The organism is Microbacterium album (assembly GCF_014643695.1).
In the GTDB taxonomy this organism is placed as follows: domain Bacteria; phylum Actinomycetota; class Actinomycetes; order Actinomycetales; family Microbacteriaceae; genus Microbacterium; species Microbacterium album.
The window spans coordinates 174,729-193,974 of record NZ_BMJY01000002.1; the positions used below are offsets into that span (position 1 = coordinate 174,729).

The following is a 19,246-nucleotide window of genomic DNA, read 5'->3' on the forward strand; positions in this document are numbered from 1 at the left end:
GTCCCCGTCCAGCCCGCACGGTAGGGTTCCCCCCATGAAGCTCGAGCTCCGCGGAATCACGAAGCGATTCGGCAGCCTCGTCGCCAACGACCACATCGACCTGACGGTCGAGCCCGGCGAGATCCACGCCCTCCTCGGAGAGAACGGCGCGGGCAAGTCCACCCTGATGAACGTCCTGTACGGCCTGTATGAGGCCGACGAGGGCGACATCCTGCTCGACGGCGTCGCGCAGCGCTTCCGCGGGCCGGGCGACGCGATGGCCGCCGGCATCGGCATGGTGCATCAGCACTTCATGCTCGTGCCGCCCTTCACGGTCGCCGAGAACGTCGCCCTGGGGCACGAGCGGACCGGGGCCCTCGGCACGCTCGACCTCGCCGCGGCGCGCGAGCACGTGCGCGGCGTCGCCGACCGGTTCGGCTTCGAGGTCGACCCGGACGCGCGCATCGAGGACCTTCCCGTCGGGGTCCAGCAGCGCGTCGAGATCATCAAGGCGCTCTCGCGCGACGCGCGCGTGCTGGTGTTCGACGAGCCCACCGCCGTGCTCACTCCCCAGGAGACCGACGAGCTCATGGCGATGATGCGTCAGCTGCGCGACGAGGGCACCGGCATCGTCTTCATCACGCACAAGCTGCGCGAGGTGCGCGAGGTGGCCGACCGGATCACCGTCATCCGCCGCGGTCGCGTGGTCGGCGAGGCGTCGCCGCGGTCGACGAACGCCGAGCTCGCGTCGCTCATGGTCGGCCGCCCCGTCGAGCTGACGGTCCAGAAGTCGCCGGCGCGACCGGCGGACGGCGGGCTCGAGGTCCGCGACCTGCGGGTGCTGACACCGTCGGGCGTGGTGGTCGTGGACGACGTGAGCTTCGACGTCCGGCCCGGCGAGATCCTCGCGGTGGCGGGCGTGCAGGGCAACGGGCAGACCGAGCTGACGGAGGCGCTCGTCGGCCTGCAGGACCATGTCACCGGCTCCATCCGGCTCGGCGGGAGAGAGCTCGTCGGGGCATCCGTGCGGTCGATCCTCGAAGCAGGAGTGGGATTCGTGCCGGAGGACCGCAAGGAGTCGGGCCTGGTCGGCGGGATGTCGATCGCCGAGAACCTCATCCTGGATCGCTCGACCGCCCCCGACTTCGTCACGGCCGGAACCCTGCGGCGGGCCGTGCTCGACCGCTTCGCGCGGGAGCGCATCGACGAGTTCGACATCCGCGCGCAGGGTCCCCTGACCCCCGTGGGCACCCTGTCGGGCGGCAACCAGCAGAAGGTCGTCGTCGCGCGCGAGATGAGCCGCGACCTCGAGCTGCTCCTCGCCGCCCAGCCCACCCGCGGCGTGGACGTCGGATCGATCGAGTTCATCCACGGCCGGATCGTCGCGGCGCGCGACGCGGGCGTGGCCGTCGTCGTGGTGTCGACCGAGCTCGACGAGGTCGTCGCGCTCGCCGACCGCATCGCCGTGATGTACCGCGGCCGGATCGTGGGGATCGTGCCGGCGGACACCCCGCGCGACACGCTCGGCCTCATGATGGCCGGCGCCCAGGAGACCGCCGGGGACGGCGCACCGAGCGAGCGGAGCCAGACGACGTGACCGAGACCGCACCGGCGCCCCAGGCGCCGCAGCCGCACACCGCCGCGGACGGGCGCTCGCGCGCAGACGGGGTCCTGCGCGAGATCCTCCGCGGCAGCATGGTCACGTCCGCGCTGGCGCTGGTCTGCGCCCTCGTGATCGGCGGCGTGCTGATCGCGCTCACGGACGAGGACGTGCAGGCCGCGGCGGGATACTTCTTCGCCCGGCCGGGCGACACGTTCGCCGCGATCGGCCACGCCGTGCTCGGCGGCTACGAGGCGCTGTTCCGCGGCTCGATCTACAACGCCCGGGCCGAGGACTTCCTCACCGGCATCCGGCCCTTCACCAACACGCTCGGCGCGGCGGCGCCGCTCATCGCGGCGGGTCTCGGGGTCGCGGTCGCGTTCCGCGTGGGGCTGTTCAACATCGGCGCGCAGGGGCAGATCGTCTTCGGGGCCGCCTTCACGGCGCTGCTCACGTTCCGCCTCGACCTGCCGATGGCGCTGCAGCTGCCGATCACGCTCGCGGCCGGCATCGTGGGAGGCGCCATCTGGGCGGGGATCGTGGGGCTGCTGAAGGCCCGCACGGGCGCGCACGAGGTGATCCTCACGATCATGCTGAACTACGTCGCGGTGCTGCTGGTGGACTGGATGGTCAGCACGCAGGGGGTGCTGCAGAAGGCGGGCACGGCCCAGCCGATCTCGGATGCGACGCCCGCGGGCGCGCGCTTCCCCGACCTCTTGGAGCGGTACCCCAACCTGGACCTCGGGTTCCTCATCGTGCTGGCCGCGACGGTCTTCGTGTGGTGGCTGCTCGAGCGCTCCAGCCTGGGCCTGCGGATGCGCGCCGTGGGCGAGAATCCGCGCGCCGCGAAGACGGCCGGGATCTCGGTGCCGCGTATCTACGTCTACGCGATGCTCTTCGCGGGCGGTCTCGCGGGGCTGGCGGCCATGAACCAGGTGCAGGGCGCGGTCACGACGGGCTTCAACTCCCACATCGACGCCGGCATCGGCTTCGATGCGATCACGGTGGCGCTCCTCGGCCGCAGCCGAGCGTGGGGGACGTTCGCGGCGGGGATCCTGTTCGGCGCGCTCAAGGCGGGGGCCTACCAGATGCAGGCGTTCGGCATCCCCGTCGACTTCGTGCTCGTCGTCCAGGCGATCGTCGTGCTGTTCGTCGCGGCGCCGCCGCTCGTGCGCGCGATCTTCTTCCTGCCGAAGGACGACGGTGACAAGAGCGCCAGGGCCCGGTCCCGGGCGGCACGGAAGGCGGTGGCGCAGTGACCTCCCTCGAGAACGCGTCTGGGCCGCTTCCGGCCCCGCCGGCCGAGCCCACGATCGTGCGGGTCCGGCGCCCCAAGCTCGCGATCACGCTCGCGGTCGCGACGGCGCTGCTCGGCGCGCTGTTCCTGTTCGCCCCGCGCAGCGGGCACACGAACTACCGTTTGGGCGGGGGCGGCGGCGCGCTCATCCCGCTCGGCGAGGTCGGCGTGCCGACCGGGCCGACCGTGTGGGTCGTCTTCGCGCTCCTGGTCGCCCTCACCGCCGTGGCCGCCTGGGAGGCGTGGACCTACCGCCGCTCGCGGCTCTGGCTTCCGCTCGCTTTCGCCGTGCTGGCGTTGTTCGGTTTCCTGACGTGGGCGGGCGCGAACGGGCTCGTCCCCGTCGTGAGCCTGCTGGCCGGCGCGCTGTCGATCTCGGTCCCGATCGTGTTCGGAGCGCTGGGCGGTGTCATCGGCGAGCGCGTCGGCGTCGTCAACGTCGCGATCGAGGGCCAGCTGCTGCTCGGCGCCTTCACGGCCGCCGTCCTCGGCAGCGTCACCGGCAACCCGTTCGTGGGCCTGCTCGGGGCAATGCTCGGCGGCGTGCTGGTGTCGCTCGTGCTCGCGGTCTTCGCGATCACCTACCTGGTCCAGCAGGTCATCGTCGGCGTCGTGCTGAACGTCCTGGTGATGGGCCTGACCGGATTCCTGCACGGCATCCTCCTGGTGCCGAACGAGCAGGTCCTCAACCGGCCCGCCACGTTCCCCCGGCTGCCGATCCCCGGCCTCGTCGAGATCCCCGTGCTCGGACCCGTGCTGTTCAACCAGCCGTTCCTGGTCTATCTGATGTACGTCACGGTCGCGCTCGTCGCGTGGGGCCTGTACCGCACGCGGTGGGGCCTGCGTCTGCGCGCGGTGGGCGAGCACCCCCAGGCCGCCGACACCGTCGGCATCCGGGTCAACCCGACCCGCTTCTGGAACGTCAGCCTCGCGGGCGTCATCGCCGGGGCCGGCGGGGCCTACTTCACGCTCGTGTCCGTGCCGCAGTTCGGCCGCGAGATGACGGCCGGGCTGGGCTTCATCGCCCTCGCGGCGGTCATCTTCGGGCGCTGGGATCCGGTCCGCGCCACGCTGGCGGCCCTGCTGTTCGGCTTCGCGACGAGCCTGCAGCAGCTGCTGACCCTGCTGAACGCGCCGATCCCCGGCCAGTTCATGCAGATGCTGCCCTACGTCGTGACGATCCTCGCGGTCGTCGGCTTCGTGGGCCGGTCGCGGGGGCCCGCCGCCGCCGGCAAACCGTATATCAAGGGATGAGATGACAGGGATGGACATCGACGGGACCTCGGACGCCGCCCCGCGCGGCGAGATCGACTGGGACGAGTTGCGCGCCGTCGCGACGGAGGCGATGCAGCGCGCCTACGTGCCGTACTCGCGCTTCAAGGTGGGAGCGGCGGCGCTCGTGACGGACGGGCGCATCGTCGCGGGCTGCAACGTCGAGAACGCGTCGTACGGCGTGGGCCTGTGCGCCGAGTGCGGCCTGGTCTCCAACCTGCACATGACCGGCGGCGGGCGCCTCGTCGCGTTCGTGTGTGTCGACGGCCAGGGTGCGACGCTCATGCCGTGCGGGCGCTGCCGCCAGCTGCTGTTCGAGCACGCCGTGCCCGGGATGCTGCTGGAGACGGTGTCGGGCATCCGCACGATCGACGAGGTGCTGCCGGACGCGTTCGGTCCGCGCCAGCTCGAGGAAGCCGCACGATGACCGCGACGCAGCCAGGCGGCGTCGAGCCGTTCGACGCGGTCGACGTCATCCGGGCCAAGCGCGACGGCGCGCGCGTGCCGGAGGACGCGCTGCGCTGGATGGTCGACGCGTTCACGCGCGGCTACGTCGCGGACGCGCAGATGGCCGCGTTCGCGATGGCCGTCCTGCTCAACGGCATGGACCGCGACGAGATCCGCGTGATGACCGAGGCGATGATCGCGTCGGGGGAGCGGATGAGCTTCGCGGACCTCGGGAAGCCGACCGTCGACAAGCACTCCACGGGCGGAGTCGGCGACAAGATCACGCTGCCGCTCGCGCCGCTCGTCGCCTCCTTCGGCGTCGCGGTACCGCAGCTGTCGGGTCGGGGGCTCGGTCACACGGGCGGCACGCTCGACAAGCTGGAGTCCATCCCGGGCTGGCGCGCCGCGCTGTCGAACGACGAGATGCTGGCCCAGCTGCGCGATGGCGGCGCGGTCATCTGCGCCGCGGGCGTGGGCCTCGCACCGGCGGACAAGCGCCTGTACGCGCTGCGCGATGTCACCGGAACCGTCGAAGCGATCCCGCTGATCGCCTCGAGCATCATGTCGAAGAAGATCGCCGAGGGCACCGACGCGCTCGTCCTCGACGTGAAGTTCGGCTCGGGCGCGTTCATGAAGGACTTCGAGCGCGCGCGCGAGCTGGCGCAGACGATGGTCGCGCTCGGCACCGACTCGGGTGTGCGGACCACGGCCCTGCTGACGTCGATGGAGACCCCGCTCGGGCTCGCGATCGGCAACGCCAACGAGGTGCGGGAATCGGTCGAGGTGCTCGCCGGCGGGGGGCCCGCCGACGTCGTCGAGCTCACGGTGGCGCTCGCGCGCGAGATGCTCGCGCTCGCGGGACGGCCGGACGCGGATGTCGAGGCGGCTCTGCGCGACGGGCGGGCGATGGACACGTGGCGCCGCATGATCCGCGCGCAGGGCGGCGATCCGGACGCGCCCCTTCCCGCTCCGGTCGAGACGCACACGGTGCTCGCCCCGAGAGACGGGTTCGTGACGCGGATGGCGGCGTACGAGTTCGGCGTCGGCGCGTGGCGGCTCGGCGCCGGCCGGGCCCGCGCCGAGGACGCCGTGCTGCCGTCCGCGGGCATCGATCTGCACGTCAAGCCCGGCGACCGCGTCGCGGCCGGCCAGCCGCTGTTCACGCTCGGAGGGCCGGACGACACGCGGTTCGCGCGCGCGCTGGAGGCGCTCGAGGGCGCGTGGGACGTCGGCGACGACGCGCCCGGCGACGCCGCGCTTGTGCGCGAGCGCATCGCGGCCTGATCCTGGTCAGGGCGCGCGGCCGCCCTGTCGCCCGGCAGGGGCGGCCGGTCCGCGTCCACCGATCCTGCCGCCAGCGCGGGCGATTCACGAGGAGAGTCACATGACGATCGATCCGTTCGGCGACGCGCGCGTCGAGGGCGTGTCCATCCGGAGCCTGCCGAAGGTGTCGCTGCACGATCACCTCGACGGCGGCCTGCGCCCCGACACGATCGTGGAGCTCGCGGAGGAGGCCGGGGTCGACCTGCCGGAGACGGATCCCGCGCGCCTCGCCTCGTGGTTCGCGCGGCAGAGCGACTCCGGGACGCTCGAGAAGTACCTGGAGACGTTCGCCGTGACCACCGCCGTCATGCAGACGCGCGCGGCGCTCACGCGCGTGGCGAAGGAGTTCGTGGAGGATCTCGCCGAGGACGGCGTCATCTACGGCGAGGTGCGCTGGGCCCCCGAGCAGCACCTCGCCGGCGGCCTCACGCTCGAGGAGGCCGTCGAGGCGGTGCAGGAGGGCATCGAGCAGGGCGAGGACGCCGCGGACGACGACGGCCGCAGCATCCGCGTGGGTCAGCTGCTGACCGCCATGCGCCAGAACGACCGGTCCGCGGAGATCGCCCGGCTCGCCGTCGCGTTCCGCGACGAGGGCGTCGTCGGGTTCGACCTCGCGGGGCCCGAGGACGGTCACCCCGCCTCGGCGCACGAGGCCGCGTTCGCGCTGCTGGGGGAGAGCTTCCTGCCGGTCACCGTTCACGCGGGCGAGGGGGCCGGCCCCGCCTCGATCCGCTCGGCGCTCCTGGACGGTCGCGCGCTCCGTCTCGGGCACGGCGTGCGCATCGCGGAGGATCTCGAGATCGTCGGCCGGGAGGGTGAGGAGGTGCGCGTGCGGTTCGGCGACCTGGCGCGCTGGGTGCGGGACCGCGAGATCCCCCTCGAGCTGGCCCCATCGTCCAACCTCCAGACGGGGGCGACCGCCGCGTGGGGGAAGACCCTCGAGGACCACCCGTTCGACCTGCTCTACCAGCTGGGCTTCGCCGTCACCGTCAACACCGACAACCGCCTCATGAGCCGCACGTCGCTCACGCGGGAGCTGGCGCTGCTGGTGCACACGTTCGACTACGGCCTGGACGACCTCGAGGCGTTCCAGCTGAACGCGGCCGCGGGCGCGTTCCTCCCCGTCGAGGAGCGCGAGGAGCTCATCGAGCTCATCGGCGAGGGCTTCGCGGCCTGAGCCCCTCCGCCGCGAGGGCCTCCCTCGCGGCGGCCAGCACCGCCGGGACGGTGATGCCCCTGCGGGCGAGCACGTCGGGGCCCGCGCCGGACTCGCCGAACGTGTCGATCGCGACCACGCGCGACGCCCAGCGGTACCAGGCGTCGCCCCGGCCCGCCTCGACCGCCACCCGGGCGCGCAGGTGAGCGGGCAGCACGTGCTCGCGCCAGGCCGCGGGCGCGGCGGCGAACCACTCCACGCACGGCATCGACACGACCCGCGCCGCGAAGCCCTCGTCCGCCAGGAGGCGCCCGGCCTCGAGGGCGAGCTGCACCTCGCTGCCCGTGGCGATGAGGGCGATGTCCGCGCCCTCGCCGTGCGCCCACGCGACGTAGCCGCCGTGACGCACGCCTTCGTCGAGGCCCTCCCGCTCCGGCAGCACCGGGACGTCCTGACGCGACAGGACGAGCGCCGCGGGCCCGGCGGGACGCGTCAGCAGCTCGCGCCAGGCGGACACCACCTCGGCACCGTCCGCCGGGCGCACGACCGCGAGGCCGGGCACGGCGCGCAGCGACGCCAGCTGCTCGACCGGCTGATGCGTGGGGCCGTCCTCGCCGACCGCGACCGAGTCGTGCGTGTAGACGTGCACGACCGGCAGCCCCATGAGGGCGCCGAGCCGGAGCGCGGGCCGCTGGTAGTCGCTGAAGGCGAGGTAGGTCGAGCCGTAGGGGCGCCAGAGTCCGTGGAGGGCGATGCCGTTGAGGATCGCGGCCATCGCGTGCTCCCGGATCCCGAAGGCGATGAAGTCGCCGTCGGGCCGGTCGCGCGAGACGGGCACGCCGGGCACCGCGACGTTCGTGGAGGAGGACAGATCGGCCGAGCCGCCCCACAGCACGCCGGCGGCGTGCAGGGCGCGGACGACGGCCCCGTTGGTCTTGCGGGTCGCCACCACCGTCCCGGCCGCGGGGAGATCCACCTCGGCCAGTGCCGCGAGCGCGGCGGCATCCGGCTCGCGCGCGTTGTCCGCCGCGGCGCCGGCCGCTGTCTGCGCCCGGGCGGCGCGCTCTTCGGCGAGGCGCGGGTGACGTCGGCGCCACTCCTCGCGGCGCGCCTCCCACTCCTCGCGGAGGCGGGCTCCGCGCTCGGCCGCGGCCCGGCGCGCGTGCGCGACGGTCTCGAGCGGGACGAGGCGTTCGAGAGGCGCGGTCTCGTCGAGCTCCAGCGTGCGCAGTACCGCTCGGACGTCCTCCTCTCCCAGCGGACCTGCGTGCGCGCCGCTCGTGCCGGCCGCCGACGGCGCGGGGTAGCCGATCACGCTGCGCAGCGCGACGAGCGTGGGACGGCCCGAGCGCTCGCGGGCCTCGCGCAGCACGCGCTCGATCAGCCCGAGGTCGCGATGGTCGTCCACCTCCAGCACGCGCCAGCCGTAGGCCCGGTAGCGCGCGCGAACGTCCTCGGCGAACGCGTCGTCGGTGCCGCCGTCGATCGTGATCCGGTTGTCGTCCCAGATCAGCACGAGATTGTCCAGGCCGAGCGTGCCGGCGAGGCTCGACGCCTCACCCGAGACGCCCTCCTGCAGGCAGCCGTCGCCCGCGAGCACGAACACCGTCGGATCCCAGACGCCGGCGCCGGCGTCGTGGAGCGCCGCGTCGCGCCGCGCGGCGAGAGCCATGCCCACGGCCGAGGCGACGCCCTGCCCGAGCGGGCCGGTCGACATCTCCACGCCCGGCGTCACGCCGAGCTCCGGGTGCCCGGGCGTGCGCGCGTCGAGCGTCCGGGCCGCGGCCAGGTCGGCCAGCTCGAGCCCGTACCCTGTGAGGTAGAGCTGCGTGTACAGCAGGAGGCTCGCGTGGCCCGCCGAGAGCACGAAGCGGTCCCGCCCCTCCCACTCAGGCTCCACGGGGTCGTGATGCAGCACCCGGTGGAACAGCGCGTGGGCGAGCGGCGCGAGCGCCATCGCCGTCCCGGCGTGGCCGTGCCCCTTCTCCTGCACCACGACCGCCGGGAGCGCGATCGCGGCCGCGACGGAGCGTTCCTCGCGCCGGTCGCGGGCACCGAGGACGGGGCGTGCGGCGAGCGGGGGTGACGGTGACATGCACCTCACTTTGGTATAGAAGTATTCATAAGTCAACGGTGACGCCGAGGAGCGATGCGAGGGATGGGATGTCCACGATGATGTCGACGGGATCGGGCGTCGTGCTCGACCTCATCCGCGAGGGCGTGAACACGCGCGGCGAGCTGCTCGAGCGCCTCGGCTGGTCGCGCGTGACGCTGAGTCGGCGTCTCGAGGAACTGCTCGCCCACGGGGTCATCGTGCCCGACGGCTCGCGCTCGAGCGGGGGCGGACGGCCCCGGGAGGCCTTCGCGGTCAACCGGGACGCGGGCCTGCTGCTGGCGATGGACGTGGGCAGCTCGCACACGCGGGTCGGCATCACCGACCTCGTCAGCGGGGTCCTCAGCGAGGACGAGGCGGACATCGGGCTGTTCGACGGCCCGCGGGAGATCTTTTCGTGGGCCGAGCAGGTGTTCGACTTCATGCTGCGCGCGCTCGGACGGGGGCGCCAGGACGTGCGGGGGATCGGCGTGGGCGTGCCCGGGCCCGTCGACTCCCGTGCGGGACGGCTGGGAAGCCCCCAGCTCGATCCGCGCTGGGACGACGTGCTCGTCCGGGACCAGCTCTGGTCGCTGCCGGGCGACGCGGTCGTCGTGGTCGATCGCGACGTGAACATCCTGGCGGTCGGGGAGGCCCGGCTGGGGTGGCCGGAGCACCGGGACCTGGTCGTGGTGAAGGCGGGCATCGGAGTGGGGTGCGCCTTCGTGCTGGGCGGGCGGCTCTCGCGGGGCGCGCGGGGCGGCGCGGGCCAGCTCAGCGCGCCCCTGCGCGAACGGCTGAGCGAGCCGCTGCGGCGCCTGGAGACCGTCGCCAGCGGCGGCACGGTGCGGGACCGGCTCAACCGCGGCGGTCACCGGATCCGCACGAGTGCGGACATCGTCGCGGCGGCCGAGCGCGGCGACGAGGAGGCGGTGGCGCTCCTCGAGGAGGTCGGCGAGGTGATCGGGTACGCGCTCGCGGACGTCGTGGGGCTGCTGAACCCCTCCGCCGTGGTGATCGGCGGCAACCTCTCCGAGGCGGGAGAGGTGTTCATCGGCGCCATCCGGCGGTCGGTGTTCGGCGCCGCGCACGTCTTCTCGCGGCAGGGCCTCGTGGTCGAGCGCTCGCGGCTGGGCGAGCGGGCGGGCGTGCGCGGCGCGTCGCTGCTGGCGCAGGACGCGCTGTTCGAGGCGGACAGGATCAGCGCGCTGACGCGGCAGCAGCCGTGAGAATCGCCCGCCGCCGGCGGAATCCACGTCGTATGCGGGATCGGATGTGGCGCTTCGGTCCAAGTGTGTGCAAAAGTGGGGCCACCGCAATCACTCGAGCGGAGGGTGAGGGAGCCCATGGGCCTTGCAGCACAACTTCCGGACGACGCCGTCGTCACGCGGGGGCGCGCCGCCGACTGGCGCGAGGCGATCCGTCTCGCGGGCCGGGCGCTGAGCGCCACGGGCGTCGCCACCGACGCGTACACCGACGAGATGATCGCCGCGGTGGAGAAGCACGGCCCCTACATCGTGGTGGCCCCCGGCTTCGCGCTGGCGCACGCCCGCCCCTCGCCGGCGGTGCTGCGGACCGGGATCAGCTGGGTCTCGCTCGCCGAACCCGTCGAGTTCGGCAGCGACGTCAACGATCCCGTGCGGCTGGTGGTCGGGCTCGCCGCCGTGGACCACGACGCCCACCTGCAGACCATGGCCGAGCTGGCCGGCGTGTTGGCGGACGAGGAGCTGCTGGAAGCGCTGATCGCCGCCCCGACCCCCGCGGCCGTGAGGGAGCTCCTCTCGGCCGGGTCGTCGAATCGAGAGGAAGAGGAGACAACATGAAGATCGTCGCCGTCTGTGGCATGGGCATCGGCACCTCCGTGCTGCTCAAGATGAACGCCGAGAAGGCGCTGCGCGCGCTTGCGGCCGATGCCGACGCGGAGGTGGAGGCGGCGGACATCGGCACCGCCCGCGGCGCCGCCCGTTCCGCGGACGTGGTGCTGACGTCGGCCGAGCTCGCCGACGAGATCGGCGACGTCCCGGCGCGCGTGATCGTGATCGACAACTTCACCGACGTGGCGGAGATCACCGAGAAGCTCCGCCCCTCCGTCGCCCCGTAGCTGCTTCCCCGTGCCCGTTCTCGGGCACCTTCCCCCGCCCCTTTCAGAGAAGGAGACCCCAATGGAGTGGTTGGTCGTCGTTCTGGACTTCATCGGACAGCAGATACTCAACGTCCCCGCGTATCTCATCGGCATCATCACGGCGATCGGCCTCATCGCGCTGCGACGCCCGACCGGCAAGGTCATCGGCGGTGCGCTGAAGGCGGCGCTCGGATTCTTGATCCTGGGCGCCGGCGCAGGCGTGGTGGTGGCCTCGCTGACGCCCCTCGGCGACCTGATCCTCGAGGTGACCGGCGCCCAGGGCGTCATCCCGACCAACGAGGTGATCACCGCGATCGCGTCCGAGGAGTACGGGGCGACCAGCGCCTACATCCTCGTGCTCGGGTTCCTCGCGATGCTCGCGCTGGCGCGCTTCACGCCCCTGAAGTACATCTTCCTCACCGGTCACCACATGGTGTTCATGGCCCTGCTGCTGTCGGTCGTGCTCACCGTGGGCTTCGGTGAGGAGCTGAGCTGGCTCGTGGTGATCGTGGGCGCGGTGCTGCTCGGCGTGATCATGGTCGTGATGCCGGCCTTCGCGCATCCCTGGACCAAGAAGATCACGGGCGACGACACGATCGCCATCGGCCACTTCGGCACCGCCGGTTACATCGCGGCGGGCGCGGCGGGGCAGCTCGTCGGGCGCCGCAGCCGCTCGACCGAGGAGATCCGCTTCCCGCAGGGCCTGAGCTTCCTGCGCGACTCGATGGTGGCCACGGCGATCTCCATGGTGCTCATCTACCTCGTGTTCGCGATCTGGGGCCTGATCGCCCTTCCCGAGACCGCGATGGAGATCCTGGGCGGCGACGACGCGGGGGCTGCGATCATGGCCGCGTTCGGCCAGGCGCTCCAGTTCGGTGTCGGCGTCGCGGTGATCCTCTTCGGCGTGCGCACCGTGCTGGGCGAGCTCGTGCCGGCGTTCCAGGGCATCGCGGAGAAGGTGGTCCCCGGCGCGAAGCCGGCGCTCGACATCCCGATCGTCTTCCCGTTCGGCGCGAACGCGGTCCTGATCGGCTTCCTCGCGTCGTTCGCGGGCGGCCTGGTGTCGCTTCTGCTGCTGGCGACCTGGCTCAGCCCGCTGTTCGGGCTCGCGCTGATCCTGCCCGGCATGGTGCCCCACTTCTTCACGGGTGGTGGTGCCGGCGTCTACGGCAACGCGACCGGCGGGCGTCTGGGCGCGGTCGTCGGCGGGTTCGTCAACGGCGTGATCATCACGATCCTCCCGGCGATCCTGCTGCTCGTGCTCGGCGAGCTCGGGCTGGCCAACAGTACGTTCGGCGACGCCGACTTCGGCTGGTTCGGCACGCTGGTCGGGGTGAGCGTCCTCGCGCCCACCCCCGTCGGCGTCGCGCTGTGCCTCGGCATCGCCGTGGTGCTCGTCGTCGCGGCCTCCGTGTTCCAGGTCCGGTTCGTCGACCGGGGCTGGACGCCGGGTCGACGGCGCGACGAGCTGCTCGCGGCCGAGGAGCCGGCCGCCGCGCGCTGACACCGCGCACCGGCCGGCGCCGCGCGAGCCAGGCGCGCGACCCAGGGGCGGCCCGCATCGGCGGGCCGCCCCTCGTCGTGCCCTCGCGGGGCGCGGGACGGCGCCGCACGGCGGTGCGCCGGGGCCGCCGACGCGCCGTGCGGCGCCGGTGTGACGTTCTCGGTCGCGTCGTGTAGCGTTCCATTCCGGAATCGCGAAGATTCCCTATCCGAACGCCGTGTTCTGAATCCGAACACGGGTTCCCGCCCCGACGCGCCGCCGCGTCGCACTCTCGACCGAGGGAGGTCAGATGTCTGCTCGAGACGCAGAATCCGGTCCGCTGTCACCGACCGGCACGATCAACAGCGCCACCGACCGCCGGCGCGTCGCCTTCGCCACCGTCGTCGGCACCACGGTGGAGTGGTACGACTACTTCATCTACGCCGCCGCCGCGGGCCTCGTCTTCGGCCAGCTCTTCTTCGCCCCCGCCGGCGAGGGCATGGCGACGATCCTCGCCTTCCTCACGGTCGGCATCAGCTTCCTGTTCCGTCCGCTCGGAGCCTTCCTCGCCGGGCACTTCGGCGACAAGATCGGCCGCCGGCCCGTGCTGGTCATCACGCTCGTGCTCATGGGCGCCGCCACGACGCTCATCGGCCTGCTGCCGACCTACTCCCAGATCGGCGTCGCCGCGCCGATCATCCTGCTGCTGCTGCGCGTGATCCAGGGGATCTCGGCGGGCGGCGAGTGGGGTGGCGCGGTGCTGATGGCAGTCGAGCACGCCCCCAAGAAGCGCCGCGGCCTGTTCGGCGCGATGCCGCAGATCGGCGTGCCGATCGGGCTGCTGCTGGCGAACGGCATGCTCGCGATCATGACGCTGATCTTCCCGGGCGACGCCTTCCTCGAGTGGGGCTGGCGCATCCCGTTCCTGTTCAGCTTCGTGCTGATCCTCGTCGGCTACTACGTGCGCCGCCGCGTCGAGGAGAGCCCGGTCTTCCAGGAGATCTCGGTGCGCAAGGAGGCCGCGAGCGCGCCCATCGTGCAGCTGTTCCGCCGCTTCTTCCCGCTCGTGATGCTCGCCGCGTTCGTCTTCGCGGGCAACAACGCGATCGGCTACATGACCACCGGTGGCTTCGTGCAGAACTACGCCACCGACGACAGCGGCCTCGGGATGGACCCCGGTCCCGTGCTGTGGGCCGTGACGATCTCGTCGGTCACGTGGCTCATCTCCACGTTCGTCGGCGGCTGGCTGTGCGACATCATCGGGCGCAAGACGACCTACCTGATCGGATGGGTGCTGCTCGGGATCGCGGTGTTCACGCTCTTCCCGCTGGTCAACACCGGCGACGTGGTGCTGCTCGGCGTCGGCATCGTCCTGCTGACGATCGGCCTCGGCCTCACCTACGGCCCGCAGGCGTCGTGGTACTCCGAGCTGTTCCCCGCCTCAGTGCGCTTCTCGGGCGTCTCCATCGCCTACGCGATCGGCTCGATCCTGGGCGGCGCGTTCGCCCCGACCATCGGCCGGGCGATCGTGCAGGAGACCGGCTCGACCGACGGCGTGGCGTACTACCTGTTCGGCATGGTGATCCTGAGCTTCGTCGCGACGCTGCTGCTGCGCGACCGCCGCGGCCTCCCCCTCGGCCCCGACCACGAGCCCGAGCAGTCCCGCGGCATCTACGCCTGGGAGAAGAAGTAGCGCTCAGCCCCGAGAATCCGTCCCCGCGCCGAGAATGCGTGTGCTCACTGCATCCTCGGCGCGGGGACGGATTTTCGCTGCCGGGACGGATTCTCGGCGCCGGGAGGATCGGTCAGGAGTTGATGCGGATGATCTCCTCCTGGTACGGGGCGATCACGCGGCCGGAGATGCGGAGGTCGACGAGCAGGAACGGCCGGTCGGCCGCGGGCGTCGCGGCCCACTCGGCGAGGCGGTCGAGGTCGGCCAGCCGCTCGACCACGAGGCCCTCGGCCCCGACGCCGCGCGCGAAGGCGGCGAAGTCTACCTGCGGGATCCGCATCGGGTCCTCGTGCAGGCCCTTGAGGCCGTAGAGGTTCACCTCCGCGCCGTAGGCCGCGTCGTTCCACACGAACGCGACGCCGCGGCCGCCGGCCGCGCGCGCGGCGGTCTCGAGGTCGGCGATCGCCATCAGGCCGCCGCCGTCACCCGTCGTGAGCACCACCGTCGCCTCGGGGTCGGCGACCGCCGCGCCCGCGACGGTGGGCCAGCCGATCCCGATGGTCTGGAAGGCGGTGCCCACCATCACCATGCGGCCGGGCGAGGCCACGGGCCAGTACATGTTCGCCCAGCCGATGAAGTGGCCGCCGTCGCTCACCACGACGCGGTCCGCCGGCAGCAGCTCGCCGATGCGCTCCGCGACCGCGCGGGGGTCGAGTCGTCCGTCGGGGGCGAACTCGCCGTCGGCGGCCTCCTGCACCCGCAGCGGGGCGACGTCGACCGCGTCCCGCCAGCCGGTCGCGTCGCCGCGGCGGCGTGCCACCTCGGCGGCGAGTTCATCGGCGATCAGCCTCACGTCGCCGCGGATGTACTCGCCGACGCGCGCGTGCGTCGCGGCGGGGGCGACGTCGACCTGGACGACGTGCGTGTCCGGCGAGAAGAGCTCGCCGAAGCGCATCGTGAACTGCGTCAGGCTCGCTCCGAGGACGACCACGACGTCCGCCTCGTGGATGAGGTCCATGGCGCCCGGTGCGCCGAAACCGCCCGTGACGCCCAGGTCGTGTTGCGCGGCCGGGAAGATGCCGCGTCCCAGCGCGGTGCTCGCCGTGAGAGCTCCCGTGGCGTCCGCGAGGCGACCGAGCGCGTCTTGCGCGTCCGCGAGCCACGCGCCGCGTCCGGCGAGCAGCAGCGGGCGTTCGGCCGCCGCGAGCGCCGCCGCGGTGCGCGCGATCGCGGCCCGGGCGTCCTCGCCCGGGGCGAGCGGGGCCGGCAGCTGCAGCGCCGTCGGCTCGGGCACGGGCCCGGCCTCGCGCGCGGCGAGGTCGTACGGCAGCGCGAGGACGACGGGCCGGCGGTGCGTCAGCGCGTGCTCGATCGCGAGGGTCGTCGTCGCGGCGGCGTCGAGGCGGCCCACCGTGAAGGTGCGCACGCCCACCGCGGCGGCGATGCCGATCTGGTCGATGTCCCAGGGTCGCGGCCCGGCGGTCGGCTGGTCGCCGACGACGAGCACGAGCGGCACGCGCGCCTGCGCGGCCTCCGCGAGGCTCGTGAGGGTGTTCGTGAAGCCGGGGCCGTAGGTCGTGGTGGCCGCAGCCATGCGGCGCGAGACCCGGTAGTGCGCGTCGGCGGCGGCGACGGCGCCGGCCTCGTGGCGGACGGCCGTGAACGTCGCGTGCGTATCGCGCAGCAGCGCGTCGAGGAAATACGCGTTGCCGTTGCCCATCAGGCCGAAGACATGGTCGACGTGGCGGGCGAGGGCGGCGGCGATGTGCGCGGAGACAGTGGGCATGGGGGAGCCTCTCGAGAGCAGGCCCCGGCGCGGCGCGGGCCTGACGATGACGGATGGACGATTCCGTATGTGTCTCGCCGTCGGCTTCGTGCCCCTTTTTCGAGCACCGGCCTCGTCTGCGGGGCCGGACGGGCACGATCATAGCTTCCAGGACGCGGGTCGCGCACACCGTGGGCGACCGCCCGCGCTTGCCTGCGGCGGGCCGGCGCCCTAGAATCGCCCTGATCGATAAGCGAACACGCTATTCGATAATAGAACGCCACTGTCGGCGTCCGTGAGGCCCCGCGAAGAAGTGGGTCACGAGGAAGTGAGGAGAGCCCGTGCAGTTCCACCACCACGGCTACGTGTCGGGAGACCCCCGCGTCCAGCCCGCCGCCGGGATCGGCCTCGACCGGGCCGCCGAGCTCCCGGACGAGATGGACGTGCTGATCGTGGGCGCCGGGCCCGCCGGCATGATCGCCGCCGCGCAGCTCGCCCAGTTCCCCGGCATCTCGGCGCGGCTCATCGATCGCCGCCCGGGTCGCCTCGAGGTGGGCCAGGCCGACGGCATCCAGGCGCGCAGCGTCGAGACCTTCCAGGCGTTCGGCTTCGCCAGCCGGATCACCGAGGAGGCGTACCGGATCACGGAGATGTGCTTCTGGAAGCCGGATCCGCAGAACCCGGAGAACATCGTGCGGACGGCGCGCACCCCCGACGACCCCCACGGCATCAGCGAGTTCCCGCACCTGATCGTCAACCAGGCACGCGTGCTGGACTACTTCGCCGAATACGCGCGCAACGCGCCCGGCCGGCTCGAGCCGGACTGGGGCTGGGAGTTCGTGACGCTCGAGGTCGGCGACGAGGGCGAGTACCCGGTCGCGGTGACGCTGCGCCGGGCGTCCGGCCCGGACGAGGGCACGGAGCGCGTGGTGCGGGCCAAGTACGTCCTGGGAGCCGACGGCGCCCGCAGCCGCGTGCGCGAGTCGATCGGGCGCCGCCTCGAGGGCGACCAGGCGTTCCACGCGTGGGGCGTCATGGACGTGCTCGCCGAGACGGACTTCCCCGACATCCGCACCAAGTGCGCGATCCAGTCGCACGACGGCGGCAGCATCCTGCACATCCCGCGCGAGGGCAACCACCTGTTCCGGATGTACGTGGACCTCGGTGAGGTCGCGCCCGACGACAACGGCCGCGTGCGCCTCACGACGCAGGAAGAGGTCGAGGCCCGCGCCAACCGGATCATGCACCCCTACACGCTCACGGTCAAGCACGTCGCGTGGCGCAGCGTCTACGAGGTCGGCCACCGCGTGACCGACAAGTTCGACGACGTCTCCGACGACGAGCTCGGCGCCCGCACCCCGCGCGTCTTCATCGCGGGCGACGCGTGCCACACGCACTCGGCCAAGGCCGGCCAGGGCATGAACGTCTCGATGCAGGACGGCTGGAACATCGCGTGGAAGCTCGCGCACGTGCTCGAGGGGCGCGCCCCCGAGTCGCTGCTCGACACGTACTCCGCCGAGCGCCAGGAGATCGCGGTCAACCTGATCACGTTCGACAAGGAGTGGTCGGCCCTCATGGCCAAGAAGCCGGAGGAGATGGAGGACCCGTCGCAGCTCGAGGACTTCTACATGAAGACGATCGAGTTCCCCGCCGGCTTCATGACGCAGTACAAGCCGTCCATGATCGTCGGCGGCGACGAGCACCAGGACCTGGCGATGGGCTTCCCCGTCGGGAAGCGCTTCAAGTCGAACGCGGTCATGCGCGTGTGCGACGCCAACCCGAAGCATCTCGGTCATCACCACCGCGCCGACGGCCGCTGGCGCATCTACGTCTTCGCGGACGCCGCGGCGGCCGGGGAGGCCTCCAAGACCGCCGAGCTCGCGGACTGGCTCGCCACGTCGCCGGCGTCGCCCGTCGTCGCCTACACGCCCGAGGGCGCGGACATCGACGCGTGGTTCGACGTCAAGGTCGTCTACCAGCAGGACCACACGCAGGTGGAGATGGACCGCGTCCCGTCGATCTTCCTCCCGAAGGTGGGCCCCTACGGCGTCGTCGACTACGAGAAGGTCTACGCGGCCGACCCGGAGGACGACATCTTCGAGGCGCGCGGCATCAGCCGCGACGGGGCGATCGTGATCGTGCGTCCGGACCAGTACGTCTCGCACGTGCTGCCGCTGGACGGCACGGACGAGCTCGCCGCGTTCTTCGCCGGGATCTTCCAGCGGCAGCCGGCCGCCGTCTGAGTCGCGTCCAGCCCGCCCCGCCGTCGCGCCCGTCGCGCCGGCGGGGCGTCGCCGTGTGAAGCGGCCTCAGGCGCCGAAGGCGCGGGAGATCCCCGCGGCGACCCCGTGCAGGCGGGCGGCGATCTCGTCGGGGGAGCGCGTGAGCGACACGTGGATCGCCGCGACGGATGCCAGGGGCTGACCGGGCAGCACGAGCGGCACGGCGACGGACCAGAGCGAGGGGACGACCTCGTCGTGGCTCGTGGCGTACCCGCGCTCGCGGCTTTCGGCGATCTCGGCGCGCAGCTCGTCCGGCGCGTCGGCGGGCCACACGGCCTCGGGCAGTTCCATGAGCATCGCCTTGCCCGGCCCGCCGCGCGTGATCGGGTGCCGGTGCCCCGGCTGGTAGGACACCGCCACCGCGCGGCGCGGCGGGGTGCTCACCACCGTGATGCCGTAGTCGGTCTCGAGGAGGACGAGCAGGCAGGTCATCCCGAGGTCGTCGGCCGCCTCGGCCAGCTCGGGAAGAGCGGCCTGCTGCAGGTCGCGCGATACGCCGGACGCGAGTGCGGCCAGTCCCGCCGCCAGCGCCACGAGCCCGTCGCCGCGGCGCGCGATCAGGCCGTGGTCCTCCAGCGTGCGCAGCAGCCGGTAGGCGACCGAGCGGTGCACGCCCAGCTCGGCGGCGAGCTCGTCGATCGTCATGCCGCGGTCGGCGGCGGCCAGGATCTCGAGCAGCCGGATGCCGCGGCTGAGCGTCTGTGAGCCTGTCGCGGCCCGCGCGGGCGACGACGGTGCGCGGTCGGACAGACGGGC

15 protein-coding genes are annotated in these 19,246 nt (G+C 72.7%); 12 read left to right on the forward strand and 3 right to left on the reverse strand.

Features of this window, described 5'->3' with window-relative positions; translation table 11 throughout:
- Nucleotides 1–34: 34 nt before the first annotated feature.
- The 6 genes from IEX37_RS03465 to IEX37_RS03490 all read left to right on the forward strand — a co-directional run bounded on the left by IEX37_RS03465 (nucleotide 35) and on the right by IEX37_RS03490 (nucleotide 7,095).
- Entirely contained in the window at nucleotides 35–1,576 is a 1,542-nt protein-coding gene (locus tag IEX37_RS03465) for an ABC transporter ATP-binding protein (protein WP_188754858.1), read from the forward strand.
- On the forward strand, nucleotides 1,573–2,838 hold the full coding sequence (locus IEX37_RS03470; RefSeq protein ID WP_229663040.1) for an ABC transporter permease: 1,266 nt from the start codon (nucleotides 1,573–1,575) through the stop codon (nucleotides 2,836–2,838). Before IEX37_RS03465 ends, IEX37_RS03470 begins: the two co-directional genes overlap by 4 nt.
- A complete protein-coding gene (locus tag IEX37_RS03475; RefSeq protein ID WP_229663041.1) occupies nucleotides 2,835–4,130 on the forward strand; it encodes an ABC transporter permease in 1,296 nt (431 codons plus the stop codon). The genes IEX37_RS03470 and IEX37_RS03475 overlap by 4 nt, the downstream gene beginning before the upstream one ends.
- Before the next feature lie 10 nt (nucleotides 4,131–4,140).
- Entirely contained in the window at nucleotides 4,141–4,575 is a 435-nt protein-coding gene (locus IEX37_RS03480; RefSeq protein ID WP_188754859.1) for a cytidine deaminase, read from the forward strand.
- On the forward strand, nucleotides 4,572–5,879 hold the full coding sequence (locus tag IEX37_RS03485) for a thymidine phosphorylase (protein ID WP_188754860.1): 1,308 nt from the start codon (nucleotides 4,572–4,574) through the stop codon (nucleotides 5,877–5,879). Before IEX37_RS03480 ends, IEX37_RS03485 begins: the two co-directional genes overlap by 4 nt.
- 100 nt (nucleotides 5,880–5,979) lie before the next feature.
- Entirely contained in the window at nucleotides 5,980–7,095 is a 1,116-nt protein-coding gene (locus IEX37_RS03490) for an adenosine deaminase (protein ID WP_188754861.1), read from the forward strand.
- Here IEX37_RS03490 and IEX37_RS03495 read toward each other — a convergent pair.
- Complete coding sequence (locus IEX37_RS03495; RefSeq protein ID WP_188754862.1) at nucleotides 7,070–9,169, reverse strand: transketolase family protein; 2,100 nt, start codon at nucleotides 9,167–9,169, stop codon at nucleotides 7,070–7,072. The two genes, IEX37_RS03490 and IEX37_RS03495, sit on opposite strands and share 26 nt — an antisense overlap.
- A gap of 68 nt (nucleotides 9,170–9,237) precedes the next feature.
- Between IEX37_RS03495 and IEX37_RS03500 the strand changes: the two genes are divergently transcribed.
- The 5 genes from IEX37_RS03500 to IEX37_RS03520 all read left to right on the forward strand — a co-directional run bounded on the left by IEX37_RS03500 (nucleotide 9,238) and on the right by IEX37_RS03520 (nucleotide 14,464).
- On the forward strand, nucleotides 9,238–10,395 hold the full coding sequence (locus IEX37_RS03500) for an ROK family transcriptional regulator (protein ID WP_188754863.1): 1,158 nt from the start codon (nucleotides 9,238–9,240) through the stop codon (nucleotides 10,393–10,395).
- A gap of 117 nt (nucleotides 10,396–10,512) precedes the next feature.
- Nucleotides 10,513–10,989: a PTS sugar transporter subunit IIA gene (locus IEX37_RS03505; RefSeq protein WP_188754864.1), complete on the forward strand. Its 477-nt coding sequence runs from the start codon at nucleotides 10,513–10,515 to the stop codon at nucleotides 10,987–10,989.
- On the forward strand, nucleotides 10,986–11,267 hold the full coding sequence (locus tag IEX37_RS03510; RefSeq protein WP_188754865.1) for a PTS sugar transporter subunit IIB: 282 nt from the start codon (nucleotides 10,986–10,988) through the stop codon (nucleotides 11,265–11,267). Before IEX37_RS03505 ends, IEX37_RS03510 begins: the two co-directional genes overlap by 4 nt.
- Before the next feature lie 61 nt (nucleotides 11,268–11,328).
- Nucleotides 11,329–12,792, forward strand: coding sequence for a PTS ascorbate transporter subunit IIC (ulaA, locus tag IEX37_RS03515; RefSeq protein ID WP_188754866.1), 1,464 nt, complete (start codon nucleotides 11,329–11,331; stop codon nucleotides 12,790–12,792).
- A 289-nt stretch (nucleotides 12,793–13,081) separates the two neighbouring features.
- On the forward strand, nucleotides 13,082–14,464 hold the full coding sequence (locus IEX37_RS03520; protein ID WP_188754867.1) for an MFS transporter: 1,383 nt from the start codon (nucleotides 13,082–13,084) through the stop codon (nucleotides 14,462–14,464).
- 112 nt (nucleotides 14,465–14,576) lie between these two features.
- Here the strand turns inward: IEX37_RS03520 and IEX37_RS03525 are convergent, their stop codons facing one another.
- Nucleotides 14,577–16,229, reverse strand: a complete 1,653-nt coding sequence (locus IEX37_RS03525) for a thiamine pyrophosphate-binding protein (RefSeq protein ID WP_188754868.1) — start codon at nucleotides 16,227–16,229, stop codon at nucleotides 14,577–14,579.
- A 320-nt stretch (nucleotides 16,230–16,549) separates the two neighbouring features.
- Between IEX37_RS03525 and IEX37_RS03530 the strand changes: the two genes are divergently transcribed.
- Nucleotides 16,550–18,451, forward strand: coding sequence for an FAD-binding monooxygenase (locus IEX37_RS03530; RefSeq protein WP_188754869.1), 1,902 nt, complete (start codon nucleotides 16,550–16,552; stop codon nucleotides 18,449–18,451).
- 66 nt (nucleotides 18,452–18,517) lie between these two features.
- Here IEX37_RS03530 and IEX37_RS03535 read toward each other — a convergent pair whose 3' ends face one another.
- Nucleotides 18,518–19,135, reverse strand: coding sequence for an IclR family transcriptional regulator (locus tag IEX37_RS03535; protein WP_229663042.1), 618 nt, complete (start codon nucleotides 19,133–19,135; stop codon nucleotides 18,518–18,520).
- Between the last annotated feature and the right edge of the window lie 111 nt (nucleotides 19,136–19,246).